The sequence below is a fragment of the Mesorhizobium sp. WSM4829 genome (assembly GCF_055811475.1).
Genome location: NZ_JBVVQJ010000043.1, coordinates 43,090 through 56,666, shown reverse-complemented (window position 1 = coordinate 56,666; position 13,577 = coordinate 43,090). Strand labels below are relative to the sequence as shown.

The 13,577-nt window shown below is 58.1% G+C and carries 15 protein-coding genes and 6 pseudogenes; 12 read left to right on the top strand and 9 right to left on the bottom strand.

The genetic code is table 11. The annotated features are described in order from the left end of the window. Positions 1-393: 393 nt before the first annotated feature. From AC0L17_RS29220 to AC0L17_RS29210, 3 genes are all read left to right on the top strand, one after another. Positions 394-858: a Ros/MucR family transcriptional regulator gene (locus AC0L17_RS29220; protein WP_473518319.1), complete on the top strand. Its 465-nt coding sequence runs from the start codon at positions 394-396 to the stop codon at positions 856-858. 178 nt (positions 859-1,036) lie between these two features. Further along, on the top strand, positions 1,037-1,528 hold the full coding sequence (locus AC0L17_RS29215; RefSeq protein ID WP_473518318.1) for a hypothetical protein: 492 nt from the start codon (positions 1,037-1,039) through the stop codon (positions 1,526-1,528). Next, complete coding sequence (locus AC0L17_RS29210; protein ID WP_473518317.1) at positions 1,525-1,677, top strand: hypothetical protein; 153 nt, start codon at positions 1,525-1,527, stop codon at positions 1,675-1,677. The genes AC0L17_RS29215 and AC0L17_RS29210 overlap by 4 nt, the downstream gene beginning before the upstream one ends. Before the next feature lie 436 nt (positions 1,678-2,113). On the opposite strand, the pseudogene AC0L17_RS29205 reads toward AC0L17_RS29210, so the two are convergent. Continuing rightward, a pseudogene (locus AC0L17_RS29205) lies at positions 2,114-2,236 on the bottom strand (OmpW family outer membrane protein); the annotation flags it as partial. Between the two features lie 79 nt (positions 2,237-2,315). On the opposite strand from AC0L17_RS29205, the pseudogene AC0L17_RS29200 reads away from it, so the two are divergent. From AC0L17_RS29200 to AC0L17_RS29180, 5 genes and pseudogenes are all read left to right on the top strand, one after another. Then, positions 2,316-2,822: pseudogene (locus tag AC0L17_RS29200) on the top strand (SDR family NAD(P)-dependent oxidoreductase); the annotation flags it as partial. Positions 2,823-2,919: 97 nt separating this feature from the next. Beyond that, positions 2,920-3,033: pseudogene (locus tag AC0L17_RS29195) on the top strand (hypothetical protein); the annotation flags it as partial. A gap of 78 nt (positions 3,034-3,111) precedes the next feature. Then, positions 3,112-3,418: pseudogene (gene fdxB / locus AC0L17_RS29190) on the top strand (ferredoxin III, nif-specific). An 81-nt stretch (positions 3,419-3,499) separates the two neighbouring features. Further along, complete coding sequence (locus AC0L17_RS29185) at positions 3,500-3,703, top strand: exopolysaccharide production repressor protein (protein ID WP_473518322.1); 204 nt, start codon at positions 3,500-3,502, stop codon at positions 3,701-3,703. 696 nt (positions 3,704-4,399) lie between these two features. Then, entirely contained in the window at positions 4,400-4,657 is a 258-nt protein-coding gene (locus AC0L17_RS29180) for a GNAT family N-acetyltransferase (RefSeq protein WP_246811256.1), read from the top strand. Between the two features lie 26 nt (positions 4,658-4,683). On the opposite strand, the gene AC0L17_RS29175 is transcribed toward AC0L17_RS29180, so the two are convergent. After that, positions 4,684-4,851 carry a hypothetical protein gene (locus tag AC0L17_RS29175; RefSeq protein WP_473479252.1) on the bottom strand — a complete coding sequence of 56 codons (168 nt, stop codon included), beginning with the start codon at positions 4,849-4,851 and terminating at the stop codon, positions 4,684-4,686. Between the two features lie 151 nt (positions 4,852-5,002). Between AC0L17_RS29175 and AC0L17_RS29170 the strand changes: the two genes are divergently transcribed. Beyond that, positions 5,003-5,971 (top strand): omptin family outer membrane protease, encoded by a 969-nt coding sequence (locus AC0L17_RS29170; RefSeq protein ID WP_473518316.1) that lies wholly within the window; start codon positions 5,003-5,005, stop codon positions 5,969-5,971. Between the two features lie 576 nt (positions 5,972-6,547). On the opposite strand, the pseudogene AC0L17_RS29165 reads toward AC0L17_RS29170, so the two are convergent. Together AC0L17_RS29165 and AC0L17_RS29160 are read right to left on the bottom strand one after the other, a co-directional pair. Continuing rightward, positions 6,548-6,868: pseudogene (locus tag AC0L17_RS29165) on the bottom strand (recombinase family protein); the annotation flags it as partial. Positions 6,869-7,015: 147 nt separating this feature from the next. Beyond that, positions 7,016-7,312, bottom strand: coding sequence for a hypothetical protein (locus AC0L17_RS29160; RefSeq protein ID WP_473518323.1), 297 nt, complete (start codon positions 7,310-7,312; stop codon positions 7,016-7,018). On the opposite strand from AC0L17_RS29160, the pseudogene AC0L17_RS29155 reads away from it, so the two are divergent. After that, a pseudogene (locus tag AC0L17_RS29155) lies at positions 7,206-7,427 on the top strand (transposase); the annotation flags it as partial. The gene AC0L17_RS29160 and the pseudogene AC0L17_RS29155 overlap by 107 nt on opposite strands. A 438-nt stretch (positions 7,428-7,865) precedes the next feature. After that, positions 7,866-9,551, top strand: coding sequence for an NAD(P)/FAD-dependent oxidoreductase (locus AC0L17_RS29150; RefSeq protein WP_473518315.1), 1,686 nt, complete (start codon positions 7,866-7,868; stop codon positions 9,549-9,551). A 69-nt stretch (positions 9,552-9,620) separates the two neighbouring features. On the opposite strand, the gene AC0L17_RS29145 is transcribed toward AC0L17_RS29150, so the two are convergent. Together AC0L17_RS29145 and AC0L17_RS29140 are read right to left on the bottom strand one after the other, a co-directional pair. Further along, on the bottom strand, positions 9,621-10,322 hold the full coding sequence (locus AC0L17_RS29145; protein WP_473518314.1) for an IS6 family transposase: 702 nt from the start codon (positions 10,320-10,322) through the stop codon (positions 9,621-9,623). A gap of 44 nt (positions 10,323-10,366) precedes the next feature. Continuing rightward, entirely contained in the window at positions 10,367-11,776 is a 1,410-nt protein-coding gene (locus AC0L17_RS29140) for an ISKra4 family transposase (protein WP_473518321.1), read from the bottom strand. 143 nt (positions 11,777-11,919) lie between these two features. Between AC0L17_RS29140 and AC0L17_RS29135 the strand changes: the two genes are divergently transcribed. Further along, on the top strand, positions 11,920-12,063 hold the full coding sequence (locus tag AC0L17_RS29135; protein WP_189524368.1) for a hypothetical protein: 144 nt from the start codon (positions 11,920-11,922) through the stop codon (positions 12,061-12,063). On the opposite strand, the gene AC0L17_RS29130 is transcribed toward AC0L17_RS29135, so the two are convergent. From AC0L17_RS29130 to AC0L17_RS29120, 3 genes are read right to left on the bottom strand one after another with little or no spacing between them, the layout of a single operon-like run. Next, entirely contained in the window at positions 12,044-12,754 is a 711-nt protein-coding gene (locus tag AC0L17_RS29130; protein ID WP_245430210.1) for a plasmid pRiA4b ORF-3 family protein, read from the bottom strand. The genes AC0L17_RS29135 and AC0L17_RS29130 overlap by 20 nt on opposite strands. Continuing rightward, a complete protein-coding gene (locus AC0L17_RS29125) occupies positions 12,693-13,250 on the bottom strand; it encodes an ABC transporter permease subunit (RefSeq protein ID WP_473518313.1) in 558 nt (185 codons plus the stop codon). Before AC0L17_RS29125 ends, AC0L17_RS29130 begins: the two co-directional genes overlap by 62 nt. Beyond that, positions 13,247-13,564: an ABC transporter permease subunit gene (locus AC0L17_RS29120; protein ID WP_473518312.1), complete on the bottom strand. Its 318-nt coding sequence runs from the start codon at positions 13,562-13,564 to the stop codon at positions 13,247-13,249. The genes AC0L17_RS29125 and AC0L17_RS29120 overlap by 4 nt, the downstream gene beginning before the upstream one ends. Between the last annotated feature and the right edge of the window lie 13 nt (positions 13,565-13,577).

Here is a 13,577-nt window from a genome sequence, read left to right as displayed (position 1 = left end):
CCGCCTTCGCGCCGCCTGATGTTCATGCTCCGTTCTGGCTTAGCGTGTCTGGGAAAGCAGATCTTGTTCCGACCCCTAGAAGTCGCCGGGAATAGACCGGACCCGTTGGGCCAACGTCACTGACGAACGACGAATGCCGGGTTTCGTTCACCTGGCTGTTATTTTCGTGTAGCGCGGAATTTCGTCACGTTGTTTTCGGAATGACAAAAGCTCAAGATGGCATGGCTGCATATCGGTTCCGGCGCCTGGCAGCCGAAACGATTTCCGCTGGGACGCCTATTAGCAATGGCTTATGGCGATACTTATGCTGCCGAGACATTTATTGCCTTCAGCCACAACCATCACTATGTAGCAAGACTTCGCCTGCTGTCTTCAAGCCACCCGGAGAATTTCATGACAGAAGAAGCCGATCACAACCTCGACGCCCTCATCGCGCTTACCGCCGATGTCGTCTCAGGCTATGTCTCGAACAATCCGGTCCCAGTGGGCGATCTCCCCGCCCTGATCGGCCAAGTACATGCAGCACTGAAAGGAACGGCCGGCAGCGTTTCCGCAGAACAGCCGCAGGCTCTCAAGCCTGCTGTTCCGATCAAGAAGTCGGTGATGGCGGACTACATCATCTGCCTTGACGATGGAAAGAAGTTCAAATCGCTAAAGCGCCATCTATCGACCCACTATGGCCTCACGCCGGACGAATATCGCGCCAAATGGGGCCTGCCGGCGGACTATCCCATGGTCGCGCCGAATTACGCCGCTGCGCGCTCGGCCTTGGCCAAGACCATGGGTCTCGGCCGCAAACCGAAAGAGTCGGAAACGCCGGCGCCGGCGAAGCGGACCGGCAAGAAGGTCGCAGCCTGACTTTATCTCTCGAGGGTTGTGCGGGAGCGCGCGGCTGCTATCGGCATGATCTGCGCAGCATAGGAAAAGACGGGGGACCAAACCACGCCTTACCTCGCGCTCATTCGCTCTTGCCAGGACGCAGGAGAAAATTTCAGCCAGTCTTCGCACAACCCACGCATCTAAAAGGATCGCATCGTTGGCGACTACGCAGTCAATGGCACGCCACCACCATATCAGTGGCGGATCGGCCGCAGCCCGGCATGAAGCTGCAAGCAAGGCTAATCGGTTCCGTCACCGCGTACTCCAGCTGAACATCGACATCATGTGCGCCAACAGCCCGCAGGCCAAGGGCTGCCTCGAACGCGCCAACCTGACGCTGCCGTCTTGTGAAGAACCTACGCCTGGCGATATCAGCACGATCGACGCGGCGAAACGCCTACGCGGCCGAGTTCGCTATCCCTTCGCCTCCCTCAATCCGCGCCATCGCGTCCGCCGCATCTCGACCGAAGCCGCAATCGTCAGCGGCCTCCCGCGCGAAAGGCCCGAGGAGCGCATGTTCAAAGGCAGCGCACACGCGCGCTCATGCTGCAGCCGGATCTGCTTGTCGCCGACGAGCGCCGGCGCTCGACGTTTCGATCCAGGCGCAGATCTGCCCTCCTTGCGACAACGCAAAGGAGAGCAAAAATGACCAGCACCATTAACCTCTACAGCGGCCAGCTATGGCAACAATTTGGTGGGTGGGTCTTTCGAGACAATGTCGATGCATACACCCAGGTAACGCTTTCGCACGTGCGATATGCAATTTGTGCATTGCAATATCTGCGGCGATCGATATGATCCTGTTGTCGGCCATCTACTCCTCCCAGATGCGATGCCCGGCGCTGAATGCGGTGCACCTCCTCCCGCGCTGCATTTCAAATCAAGCCCGCTGCCACCTCCTCCCGGCAGCGGGCTTTTTCTTTGTTTGAGCGGCAATTTGGCCCTTGGCCGACGTATTGACTTCTAGGCGAGGCGAACTCCGGACTTCCAAGCCTTTCTTGCCCTGCCCGCATTCGAAAAACACTTTCTGTCCTCCACCAGGATGCTGAGCCCTGAGCGGTTCAGCGCGGTGGCATGAACGAAAACATCCATCTCACCGTTATCGGGTGCAAGAAGCCTGGAATGCTTCACGGTCTCATGCTTGCCGAGCTGGAGCCCGACACCGTACGGTGTGTGCATGGGGCAGGGCGAAGGGCGGCCCTGGCTGTCGAGGGATGCTTCCCTGGCGCCAGGCAGGCGGCAGCAGCCAAACCTTGCCGATATTCCCCAGCCCGCCGATCGAGCCTTGGCCTGTGATGTTGGCACAGGTGGTGCCGAGGCTAAGCTCGGCGGCGACGTTGTCCGTGAAGAAATACGTGCTGTTTTACCCGGCGGATCATTCTGCCTCTGACCGTTGGCAGGCCGGGATCATCGTGGCTCGTCGCGGAGCAGTTTTCATGAAACAGGCGGGTCGCGTCGTCATCATCACAGGCGCCGCGAGCGGGATCGGCCGTGCCTTGATCGATCTTTTTGCCGGGGATGGCGCAACTGTTGTTGCCGTGGACCTTCCGGGCAGCGGCGTGGTGAACTGGCCCATGGCTCGGCCATCCACATCTCGGCCTCGAATGCGATGTCTCGCGAAAGAAGATATCCTCGCGCTTTACGGCCGGGTCGAAGCGCAGTTCGCGCACATCGGCGTCCTCATCAATAATGCTGGGGTGGGACCCACCATGGCCGCGACTGCCGATACCGGTGTCGATGGCTTCCGACGCGGCCTGGCGGTAAACCTGATTGGGCCGTTCGTCATGGCCCTCGAGGCGGCGCGGCGGATGCAGCCGGGTGGTGTCATCATCAGCCTCGCTTCGGTGGCCGGCGTGGTCGGCATTCCCAAACGCAACGCCTGCGCAGCCTCGAAAGCGGGCTTGATCTCGTTGACGAAGTCGCTTGCACGCGAGTGGGCTTCCCGCGACATCCGCGTGACGGCGGTAGCCACGGGCTACGTGCGCACGTCGCGGCCATCGAAGCGCGTCCCGACATGGCGCGGGCGTAAGAAAAGCCGGCTTGCGAGGAAGAGAATCATGTCAGAACTTGAGCTGCTGCAGAAGAAGGCCCGCAACCTGCAGTGGCGCCGCGGGAGCCGCCAAGAGGGAATTGCACGACCTTGCAGAGGACCTGCCGGTCAACTGGACCGAGATCAAGTCGGTCGCCAGGAAAGCCGGCAAAGGAAGAACTCGCGGCGTTGGAGAATTCACAATGACGGGCGCTTTTGTCACCCGCGACGGCGTACCATGGACGCCGCACTATCTGACGGCGATCGATGGCGCGACCTGCATCGGCTGCGGCCGCTGCTTCAAGGTCTGCTCGCGCGAGGTTATGCACCTTCATGGCGTCGATGACGCAGGCGAAATCCTCGGCATCTGCGCGGGCGAGGACGACGACTTCGACGGCGAGCTCAACCGCATGGTCATGGTCGTCGATCCAGGGCGGCCGGTGCGCGCCTGCGGCCGCGTCTGCCCGAAAAACTGCCAGACCCACAGCGGCCAACAAGCTTGCTGCATGACCTGGGGACAAGACAAGGAGAACGGCGTTGCCTTTTAGAACCTCTCGTCGCGTCCTGTCGCTGGTCCTGTGCGCCAACGCTGTGACCGTTTACTTTGCCTCCCATTCCATTGGCAGAGCAATCGTGATCATGCTGGCTTCTTCACTGCTTCTTCAACTGGCCTATTTCGCAAGCGTGCTCTCTCTGGTCTGGCGGTCTGGCTGCGCTCGCAAGGAACGGTCTTCCGAGCCAAGCTACTTTCAGCGTTCGTCGACCGTAACCGCGCCCGCTGTCGACGCGAAGTGATCTGGTTCAACACCAGCAGGGTTTTGGCTTTATCAAATTGCCGGAAGGCATCGAGGCCCTATCTGCACATCCGGGTACTTGAGGCGGCCGGGAAGGCGCGGAACCGGTCTAGCGGGTGCATCGCCTAGGTTATGCGTCAAGTGTCCTCTTTGCTCGACTGTATTGATAATCCTAGCGTTCTGGCAGCACCGGCATTTCAGGCTGTATCTTTTGTCCCAGGCTCTTTCCAGACTTGCAACTTCATCTTACCTCGGCAAGGCCGCTTCACCGTGCGGTTACGCAGTAACCAGGTTGATTTTCTGTAAGAAGGTCCCCTGTCTGCGCAATTAACCTCAATTCATCCGGAATCCTGCATGCTTGTAATATTTGTTTTGCAGTTTTTTAGCATATATTTAATAAAAAAATGCTGTTAATTAGCCCGACATTACATCTAAAAGTGAGGCGGACCTGCACGGATGGCAAGCAGGAATCGGAATTTTGACCACTAGCAGGAGAGAATATGCCTTCCATATCTACTCGCAGCGCCAACGCAACGGACGCAGACACGGTCGCCCGTTTCATTCACGCGCTACTGGATGAACTCACTGGCGGGAAAGCGCCCACGCCCGACGTCGTAAGACAAAGCGCGGAGACGGTGCTTGCCGACGCTGGCGGGTCGCTGTGATCGCAAGTGCAGATGACGAGCCGGTCGGCATCATGGTGCTGAATGAATGCACGGCGATCCATGCGGGAGGCAAGTTCGGCTATATTTCGGAGCTGTATGTTCGACCCGACATGCGCTCCAAAGGGATTGCCCCTCATCTGCTTGAGGTCGCCTCGCAGGAAAGCCATGCTCGTGGTTGGAAGCGACTTGAGGTTGGAGCGCCCGGGCAACCAAAATGGAAGCGCACGCTCGATTTCTATCTGCGGAACGGGTTCGAGGAAGTCGGCCCTCGGCTCTGTCGGATAATCTAGACTCAGAGTGTCTGCTGTGGACTGGCTCAAAGCAACCTGCACGATCTCAGCGGATTGAGGTCCGGCGTGGTCGCTGCCTGCCGCTGCAATCGTACCAGCATCGTCATCGCAAATGTGTGCCTCAGATAATGCAAGGTTCCCGTCACGCCGACCGCCCGGAACGCATCGGCAAAAACCGCCGTCAATCGGGTCACGCTAACGGCGTTTTCCTTGAGTGTTGAGGAACCGAGCCGAGGGCGGCAATCTGCCAACCTACAGGGGCGCTGCATAGACGACCGCACCTGACGTGCACCCGGTTACGCAGCGTATAGCCGAATAACGGATCATTCCTATGAGGGTAGTTTCATGAAATTGTATGCGAAACTCTTTGGTGGAGCGGCAGCGTTGCTCGCTGCCTGGCCGGCGATGGCCAGTGCCGCGGTGGTGAGCGAACCGGCGCCCTACAATCCCAATTTCTCTTTCATTGGCGGCGTCGGCGTCATCGACATCGAGGCCAACGAGCTAGTCTATCGGGATCCCGGCAGCGGCTCCAAGCTGAGCCACCTTATCTGGGAAAGCACCGCTCCGGTCGTTTCAGCCGAGATGACGGCGCGCAGCGAGGCCGGCTGGACCGCCAAGCTGTCCGGCCAGATCGCCTTCAGCGGCGACAGCTACATGGAAGACTATGACTGGAACCCGCGATTCTCGACCAATGATGGCTGGAACGACTGGAGCGACCGTTCGCGCCATTCCGACACCGATCTGGATCACTTCTATTCGGCAACCGTCGCGCTCGGCCATGACTTCCAGGTCAGCAACCAGCTGCTGATCAACGTCAACGGTGGCTTTAAGTACACCTCGGTCAAGTGGACTGCCTATGGCGGCTCCTATGTCCACAGCGGTGACCGCTTCCGGGATTCGGTTGGCGACTGGCCAGGAGGCACAAAGGTCGGCAGCTACCAGCAGAACTTGCCGGTCGCCTTTGCCGGCATCGATACGACCTATGTCAAGGATCACTGGAACTTCGGCTTTGCGCTGAAGGGCGGGATGACGTTCTCGGCCGGCGATACCGATCATCACTGGACGGGTGACCAGCGCTTCGAGGATGATTTCGAATCGGCGCCGGTTCTGATGGTCGGCGGCAGCGTCGGCTACCAGTACAACGAGCGGACCAGCTTCTTCGTCTCCGGTTCCTACGAAAAGGTGTTCACCGCTCGCGGCGACTACAACACCTATGACATTCCGACCGGCGCAAAGATTGACGGCGACGACGACGCGGTTGGCGGCGATTTTGCCGCGGCGGCGGTGATGGTCGGCATCAAGACCTCGTTCTGATTGAACGAACTCGACCGGAACGCCAAACCGATGTCTGCACGGCGCAGCCGAGCTGTCGTTCCGCGGTAGACCGTCTCTGATCTCGCAGGAGTCGTCCTTGTCCCCGACAAATGGTGTTTGGAGAAATGCAAACCGGATGGGCCATCGAATAGGCCCATTGCGACAGCTGTGAGCTGATAGCCCTCAATCGTCGGCTTCCAGACAACGTCGAGCCGCACTCAGAACCCGCGTTCAACTTTTATCGGACGATCGGTACCAACGGACGTGTTGTTCACCGCCGACTGAGAGCGCGTCGCACCGAACATTCACGGCAGCGAGGAAATGGCCCGATTCTTTCGATGTGATCGAGCGTGAAGCACGCGACGTCGGCTGAGCAAACCGAGCGGTTCCTCCACCATCTGCATGAACATGCTCCGGAACTTTCAATCGCGGCTGACCTGGCCCGCCGCTTTGCCGCGATGATACGTGGCGACGACGATGCAGGCCATGGCGGAATGGAAAGCCGTGGCCATGGTCAGCTGACATCAGCGGCTGCAGGTCTCAACGCGTGTATATGCAGACAACGTGACATCCCCCAAAGAAGGCCTTACCGGCGGCGGTCGACGTATCGACAGGTTGTTCTGTCGCGGAGAGATGCGCGCCCTTCGTCTTGAGCTTGTCCACGATCATCTGCAGGTCGCGCAGCGATCTGGCCAGGCGGTCAATCCGGGTGACGACAAGCGTCTCGCCAGCATGAATGAAGTCGAGAATGGTGTTGAGTTGCGGACGGCCTTCCAGGGTAGAGCCGCTCTTCTGCTCCTCGCGAATGACCTCGCAGCCGGCGGCCTTGAGCGCGGCGATCTGCCCGGCGAGGTTCTGGTCGGTGGTGGAGGTGCGGGCGTATCCAATGCGGGTCATGCAAGCTGTTCATTTTGGGTGTGCCGGCGCGATGCTCTGTTCATAACGACGATTGAGCCCAAAACAGGCTTTCCGGTTGCGACGTGTTCATGGCGGGTGTTCAGGCCGGGTATACCCAAATTAGAACACGCCCATCGGTTCCGGCGGTCAGTTACGCCGTCGTCGTGGTTTCAGCTTTCTGGTAACCTCCGCCACCCACGCGACTGCACCGGGCGTGGCCTGCCAGGCCTGGCCGTTTTCGTCGACGTAGTCAGCTGCCTCATCCTCGCCCCCCAAAGTGATATAGCCGTCGATGGAAGCAACCAAAGGCTGCTTGCCGGAAAAGACGCCAGGCGTCGTGCCCACGAATATCACCATCCTGCCACTGCCGCCGAAATCACCGGAGCTCAACCCGGTCGAAAACCTCTGGCTCGTCATGCGCGAAAACTGGCTGTCGAACCGCATCTTCAAATCCTATGACGATATCGTCGCCCATTGCTGCGATGCTTGGCGCAAGCTCGAAAACCAGCCTTGGCGCATCATGTCCATCGGCCGAAGAGAATGGACAAATGGGTTCTGATCAGTGAGGAAGCGTATTATATTACATATGAAACGTAATATTAATTCAATGAGTGGGAATTGAGTGATAGAAAGAAATAGATAATATTGATCGTTAGCAAGCACTAGTAGAAGATATCGCGCGCGAGTATTTGGAACATGCTCGCGGTGGCAGGAGAGCGACCACCCCATATGAGAGGAACGCGATGTATTTCGGCTGAGAAATCCATTCTCATCCAAATAAATATTGCGTCAATCGTCGATGAGCGAGATGCGTTTGCAGTAATTATTTATTACTAAGTACAGAAGATGGCAAGCTCTCTTCTAATACACCCCGTTAATTGCGCCTCCGGTGAGCAGCAATTGTTATGCTGTGGCCAGCGTTCCAATTTAACGGGGGAGGCATTCTGAGGGCGGCCACACTAGATCTCAAGAACTATAGCTATCACCGGAGAGCGGTATGCTGAACAATACCATCGCAAGAAATTCATTGCCGAGTATCGATCTTCTGTATGATTATGGACCGTTCTTGCGATTGAGCGAGTCTGAAGGTGGTATTGGGAGCTTTGCTCAAAACAGCCGGCGCCCGCGGGTTGGCATTGTGGGCGCCGGCATCAGTGGCTTGGTGGCGGCGACTGAACTTTTGCGCGCCGGAATAACGGACATCGTGCTATTTGAGGCGCGGGATCGTATGGGTGGGCGGGCTTGGTCACAAATCTTCGACCCGCGCGAACCGCATCTCATTGCCGAGATGGGCGCTATGCGCTTTCCTTCCAGCGCAACCTGCCTGTTCCATTATCTGGACAAATTGAGGATAGATACCGCAGCTTCCTTCCCCGATCCGGGCATCGTGGATACCGAGGTGCACTATCGAGGTGCGCGTCATTTATGGCAGGCCGGCGAGTCTCCGCCGCCACTGTTCAGACGCGTTCATCAAGGATGGCAGGCTTTGATAAGCGACGGTTACGTGCACGAAGGGATTCAACTGCCCGCACCGGCGAAGATCACAACTTTGCTTCGGTCGCATCGCTTTGACCAAGCTCGTGACGCATGGCAGGCCTGGCTAGATTCGTTTCGCGACATCTCCTTCTATTCGGCCCTCGTCACCATCTTTACCGGACCGCAGCCACCAGGGCGCGTACCTTGGAAAAGGCCGGAAGATTTTGAGCTTTTCGGATCGCTGGGGATTGGATCTGGAGGCTTTTTACCTGTGTACCAAGCCGCGTTTACTGAGATGCTGCGTCTAGTAATTAACGGGTACGAGGACGATCAGCGCCTGATTATGGGAGGGATCTCCCTGTTGGTGAAACGGTTGGCTGAACAGGAGCTTAACGGTGTGAGTTTGCGGCAGCGTGTCCGCTACGGTCATGTAAGCCGTATTTACAAACAGGGCGGTCAGATTCTCGTGACATGCGCAGGAGGGCAGGTCGTGCCTTTTGACCGCGTCATCGTCACTACCAGCAATCGAGCTATGGAGCTGGCCCATCGTCTCACGGCGGATGGAACCTTTCTTACTAACGAAGTTTTGCGAGCGGTCAGAGAAACTCACCTTACCGGCTCTTCCAAGCTGTTTATGCTGACGGAAAACAAGTTCTGGTTAAAAAAGGGCTCGCCGACAACCATCTTGTCAGATGGCCTTGCCAGAGGGGTTTACTGCCTAGACTATCAGCCAGATGATCCGGATGGTAAGGGCGTGGTGCTGTTAAGTTATACATGGGAAGATGATGCTAACAAAATGCTTTCCATTCTGGACAAAAAGGAACGGTGCCAGCGTCTGGTCGATGATCTGGCCACCATTTCCCCTGATTTCGCCCGTCATCTAGTCCCGGCTAACGGTGACTATGAACGTCATGTCCTGCAGCACGATTGGCTGATGGATCCATATTCAGTAGGTGCCTTCAAGCTCAATTATCCTGGTGAAGACATCTATTCAGAACGGTTATTTTTCCAATTCGCTACCGCAAAAAGACCGGAAGAAGACACGGGCTTGTATCTCGCAGGATGTGGATGCTCCTTTACCGGCGGGTGGGTCGAGGGCGCGGTACAAACGGGCTTGAATGCCGCATGTGCTGTTATCCGCAGCAGTGGCGGCCAGCTCTTGAGCGGTAACCCTATTGATTCGATGAATTCCGCTTATCGATATTGAGAACCGGTAAATTTGGTTCCGTTGCAAAATTGTCGTCTGGCAATAGAAATTCGGGGAACGACCCCAGCCTCACGCGGCGGCGATGATTTCGAATTGCTGGGCGATGGGCGGATTTGGATTGAAGGCGTACCTCCCCTGTCGTTTTCGCATCATGTGGACCATCTCGATCCCGCCCAGCGTGGCGATAGCGCTTGCGAATGATTTGAAACCGAGCATAGGCCGCACACGACACTTGATACGCCGGTGATCCTGCTCGATGCGGTTGTTGAGGTACTGGCTCTTTCGGATGCGGATCGGCTTGAGCTGCCGCCGCGACCGATCCCGCAGCCGGCTTTCCGCGTCACAGGAAAGGATCGCCTCGCGATTCGTCTGGCTGCCGTCGATGACGATGCGCTCGGGGTGGCCGTGACGCTGCAACGCCTTGCGCAGGAAGCGTTTGGCCGCCGGCAGATCACGATGCTCGCTGAACCAGAACTCGACGGTGTCGCCGACGCTGTCGATGGCGCGATAGAGATACATCCAGCGGCCGCGAACCTTGATATAGGTTTCGTCGATATGCCACCTTCCGCCGACGGCACGCTTGCGCCGATTGAAGCGTTTCAGCAGCAAGGGCGAGAAGTGAACGACCCAGCGGTGGATCGTCGAATGATCGATACTGACGCCGCGCTCGGCCATCATTTCCTTCAAATCGCGAAGGCTCAAGCCGTAGGCCAGATACCAGCGAACGCAAAGCAGAATGACGGACTGGTCGAAATGGCGGCCCTTGAACATCTGAACTCTCCGGCGAAACACCAGAGGCCATGCCATGCGCCTGGTTACCGAAGACTTTGCAACACAGCCGTTTCGTCTGGTTCGTGATTGTCGTTCGCCATACCGGGATACCATTGCTGGAAGGTCGAGCGTAGGGAGCCGTCGAGGGTCTGCGTTCGGGTTTGCAGCAGAAGATGCGCGCCGATCCTGCTCCACTGCATCTGCTGCTTTTTCGCGAACCGCTTGCTGATGACGGCATTGACGGTTGCCTCGACGAAGGCCGAGGATATCCGCTCACCGGACCGGTAGCGTTCGCCGTAGTTGATCAGGCTGGCACTGTTGGAAGCGATGTAGGATCGGAACTCGCCAATGGCCGTGAGGAATTTGCGCATGATCGGGTAGTCCGTTTCGAGCGCTTCCGCATCGAATTGCAGGTCGCCGATTTCCTCACTGGCACGGTACGCATTGCCATGCCAGAGGTGCCATTTGATCCTGCGCAGGGTTTCAAGCAGATCCTGTCCGGCCTGCTCATTATGGTTTTCGAGACCCTGGGCGAATTGGCGCAGGACCGTGATGCGCATGGTGATGTGGAACCAGTCGAGGACATGTTCGCTTGCCGGCGCGATCATCTCGGCAAGCGAGCGGACTTCTTCTCCTCCGTCGGTGATGAAGGTGATGTCCTGATTGGCCTGAACACCCTGCTTTTTAAGATGGTCAAGGATACGCCGCTGCGGCTTGCGATCGTAGCCATGGACAAAACCGATGTAACGGGCATCTCCGTCCTCGGGTAAGGAGCGGCCGACGATCAGTTCGAAGTTCTTCTTTCGATCGTTGCGGTCACGGATATACCCGCCATCCAGACCGATGACGATGCGGCCATCGGGAACGGGCAGGTTCATCCAGTCGCGCGGACAGGCATCCTGCATGAAGGAAACCCGCTCTTCGGTCAGTTCCCGCTCGATGCGCCTGGCGGCCTGCAAGGCGTGCTGCCGAACCGTCGTGGCGTTGGCGCCGCTCTCGACCGGCAGCACATCGGCCAGCAGCTCGGCCGCGGCGGCATAGGGCACGAGCGATGCCCACCGCGTTTCCAGATAGAGGCGCTCGGGCGCAATGTGGTCGGGGATCAGTTTCCGGAGTGGAGAGATCGTTGCTGGATCGTTTCCGCCGACCGAGTGCGGCAGGTAGTATCGGGGGCTTTTCAGGCGGACGTCCCCAAAGAGCGTATGGAAGGTTATTGGGTAACTGCCCTTGCTGCGCAGGCGACGCCCATCCAGCTCGCGGTTTTCGCTCAGCCAAAGTTCCACCTGCGTCTCCACCATCGCCTGCTGTAATTTCGTAAGAAGGCCTTTCGCCTCCGACAACGACAGACCGAGATCCTCGGCGCCCTTCGTCACCTTCACCAGATCGGCGACGGTTTCCATTGCAATCATCTCACCATCGTCACCCATAATCTCCAGAACCAGCCGCGCCCGCATCTCATGTCCTCGCAATGAGTTTTCCAGAATGACCGGAGTGGAAAACTGATTGCGCCCATGACGCCCGTTTCTCCTCTGCGGCCTGCCGGAAACGCTGATAAAGACCATCAGTTAGCAATCCGAAAATCGTCCGGTAAACCGACATGATCTCGATCAAGCAGGCCGCAAACGCCATCCCAGCCTTGCTTTCGGGCATCAACACTCGCGGTGATGATGCCGCCCTTCTGGGGGCCAATCTTCTTTCGAAAGATCAGGTCATCAGGCCCGTCACATCTGCTGGTGCATGAGGATCAGATGTTCGCTCTGCCGCAGGCGATCATTCACTTTCCGCCGCTCGAACGACTGGCCCAGCAGTGTAGCTCCGCCTTTGATCCGAAACCGCAATTCCTGTAATTCCCAAGCGCGGTCCGGATCATCGAGGACCGCAAGGGACCGGGTGTCGCCGATTTCCGTGATGAATTCCAATGCTGTGGCGAGATCCTCATGGAGGTCAGGCCCGAGCGCCTCGTCCCTCTGCCACATCCAGGCTTCCGGTCCACCACAATCCTCAGGCGGACAGTTGCCGTCGCCGCCCGTACACGCCGGATAGTGAGCTCCGGGTTTGACAGGCCGGCGCTGCTCTAGCCGGACCTCGTGCTCCCAAGGGAAGTTGAGGTCGTACTCGTACAGGAACCGGCTGCCGTTACGCAGTTGCAAATTGCCAAGTGGGATAGCCGGAAAGCGGGCACCCGCCTCCCACGAGCCGTACCGCACCGTGTGAATGACGAACTGGTAAAGGTGTATGCCTTCCCATCCCATCGCGACCTGAAGGACGCCATGAAACTCGCGTAGCGTCATCGTCGAGGGAACCTGAACCCTACGCCACACCATGGGGCTCACGTCCTTCAGCCAGATGCGGAATTGCAGGATGGAAATCTCATCCTCCGAGGCTGCCGCCTCTCCGGCAGTTTTCGTCGCTGCCCGTTTTGCCCTTTTCACATCCGCCGGCCCCGTCAAAATTCAACGGTGACGACATACTTCGTTCCAGCCCGCCCCACAAATCCTCATGCTCCCCAAGGACAGCTGCCGTGAAGGCCTTGATACCCATCACGAAGCCGATAAAGAAGTTGAACGAGCCGTAGTTGAAGGTGACGAGCACGCCGCCGACGGCTGCCGTCGCGGCGCCGATAACGAAGACGGTGGAGATCGTGCGGTCGGTGTTTACACCCAGCACCGCGGAGATGTGGCGGTTTTGCTGGGTGGCCCGGCACTCGCGGCCGATGCGCGTGTGGTTGATGAGATAGGTCAGAAGCGCCACGGCGACGAGCGAGGCGATGAGGATCACCGTCTGCATATAGGTGATCTGCACGAAGTGAGCGCCATCTCCAAAACGGAAGGCACCCTGGATCAGCAGCGGAACGTCCTGGTCGCGCGCGCCCTGCGCCACCTGCACATAGCTCTGTAGCATCAGCGAAATGCCGATGGCCGAGATCAAGGGCGCAAGCTTCGTTGACCCGCGCAACGCCGATAGGCGACACGCTCGATCGTCCAGCCGTAGACGCCCGTGACGGCGCAGGTGATGATCAGAATCGAGATGAGTGCGAATGGAACGGACTGGACACCGAAGAAGTGGAGCACCGCAAGCGTGATAGCTGCAATATAGGCTGACACCATGTAGACGTCGCCATGGGCGAAATTGATCATGCGGATGACGCCGTAGACCATGGTGTAGCCGACGGCGATCAGCCCATAGATGGTGCCCAGCGTGATGCCATTCACCAATTGCTGCGCCAGGATGTAGAAGTCCACTGCGGCCCCCTTT

Excerpts from the sequence above, each read along its gene's own strand:
- AC0L17_RS29140 (WP_473518321.1), bottom strand. The coding sequence starts at position 11,776 with ATGCGGGCGCGGCTGGTTCTGGAGATTATGGGTGACGATGGTGAGATG.
- AC0L17_RS29220 (WP_473518319.1), top strand. The coding sequence starts at position 394 with ATGACAGAAGAAGCCGATCACAACCTCGACGCCCTCATCGCGCTTACC.
- AC0L17_RS29170 (WP_473518316.1), top strand. The coding sequence starts at position 5,003 with ATGAAATTGTATGCGAAACTCTTTGGTGGAGCGGCAGCGTTGCTCGCT.
- AC0L17_RS29145 (WP_473518314.1), bottom strand. The coding sequence starts at position 10,322 with ATGTTCAAGGGCCGCCATTTCGACCAGTCCGTCATTCTGCTTTGCGTT.
- AC0L17_RS29150 (WP_473518315.1), top strand. The coding sequence starts at position 7,866 with ATGCTGAACAATACCATCGCAAGAAATTCATTGCCGAGTATCGATCTT.
- AC0L17_RS29210 (WP_473518317.1), top strand. The coding sequence starts at position 1,525 with ATGACCAGCACCATTAACCTCTACAGCGGCCAGCTATGGCAACAATTT.
- AC0L17_RS29135 (WP_189524368.1), top strand. The coding sequence starts at position 11,920 with ATGATCTCGATCAAGCAGGCCGCAAACGCCATCCCAGCCTTGCTTTCG.
- AC0L17_RS29160 (WP_473518323.1), bottom strand. The coding sequence starts at position 7,312 with ATGCGGTTCGACAGCCAGTTTTCGCGCATGACGAGCCAGAGGTTTTCG.
- AC0L17_RS29180 (WP_246811256.1), top strand. The coding sequence starts at position 4,400 with ATGGTGCTGAATGAATGCACGGCGATCCATGCGGGAGGCAAGTTCGGC.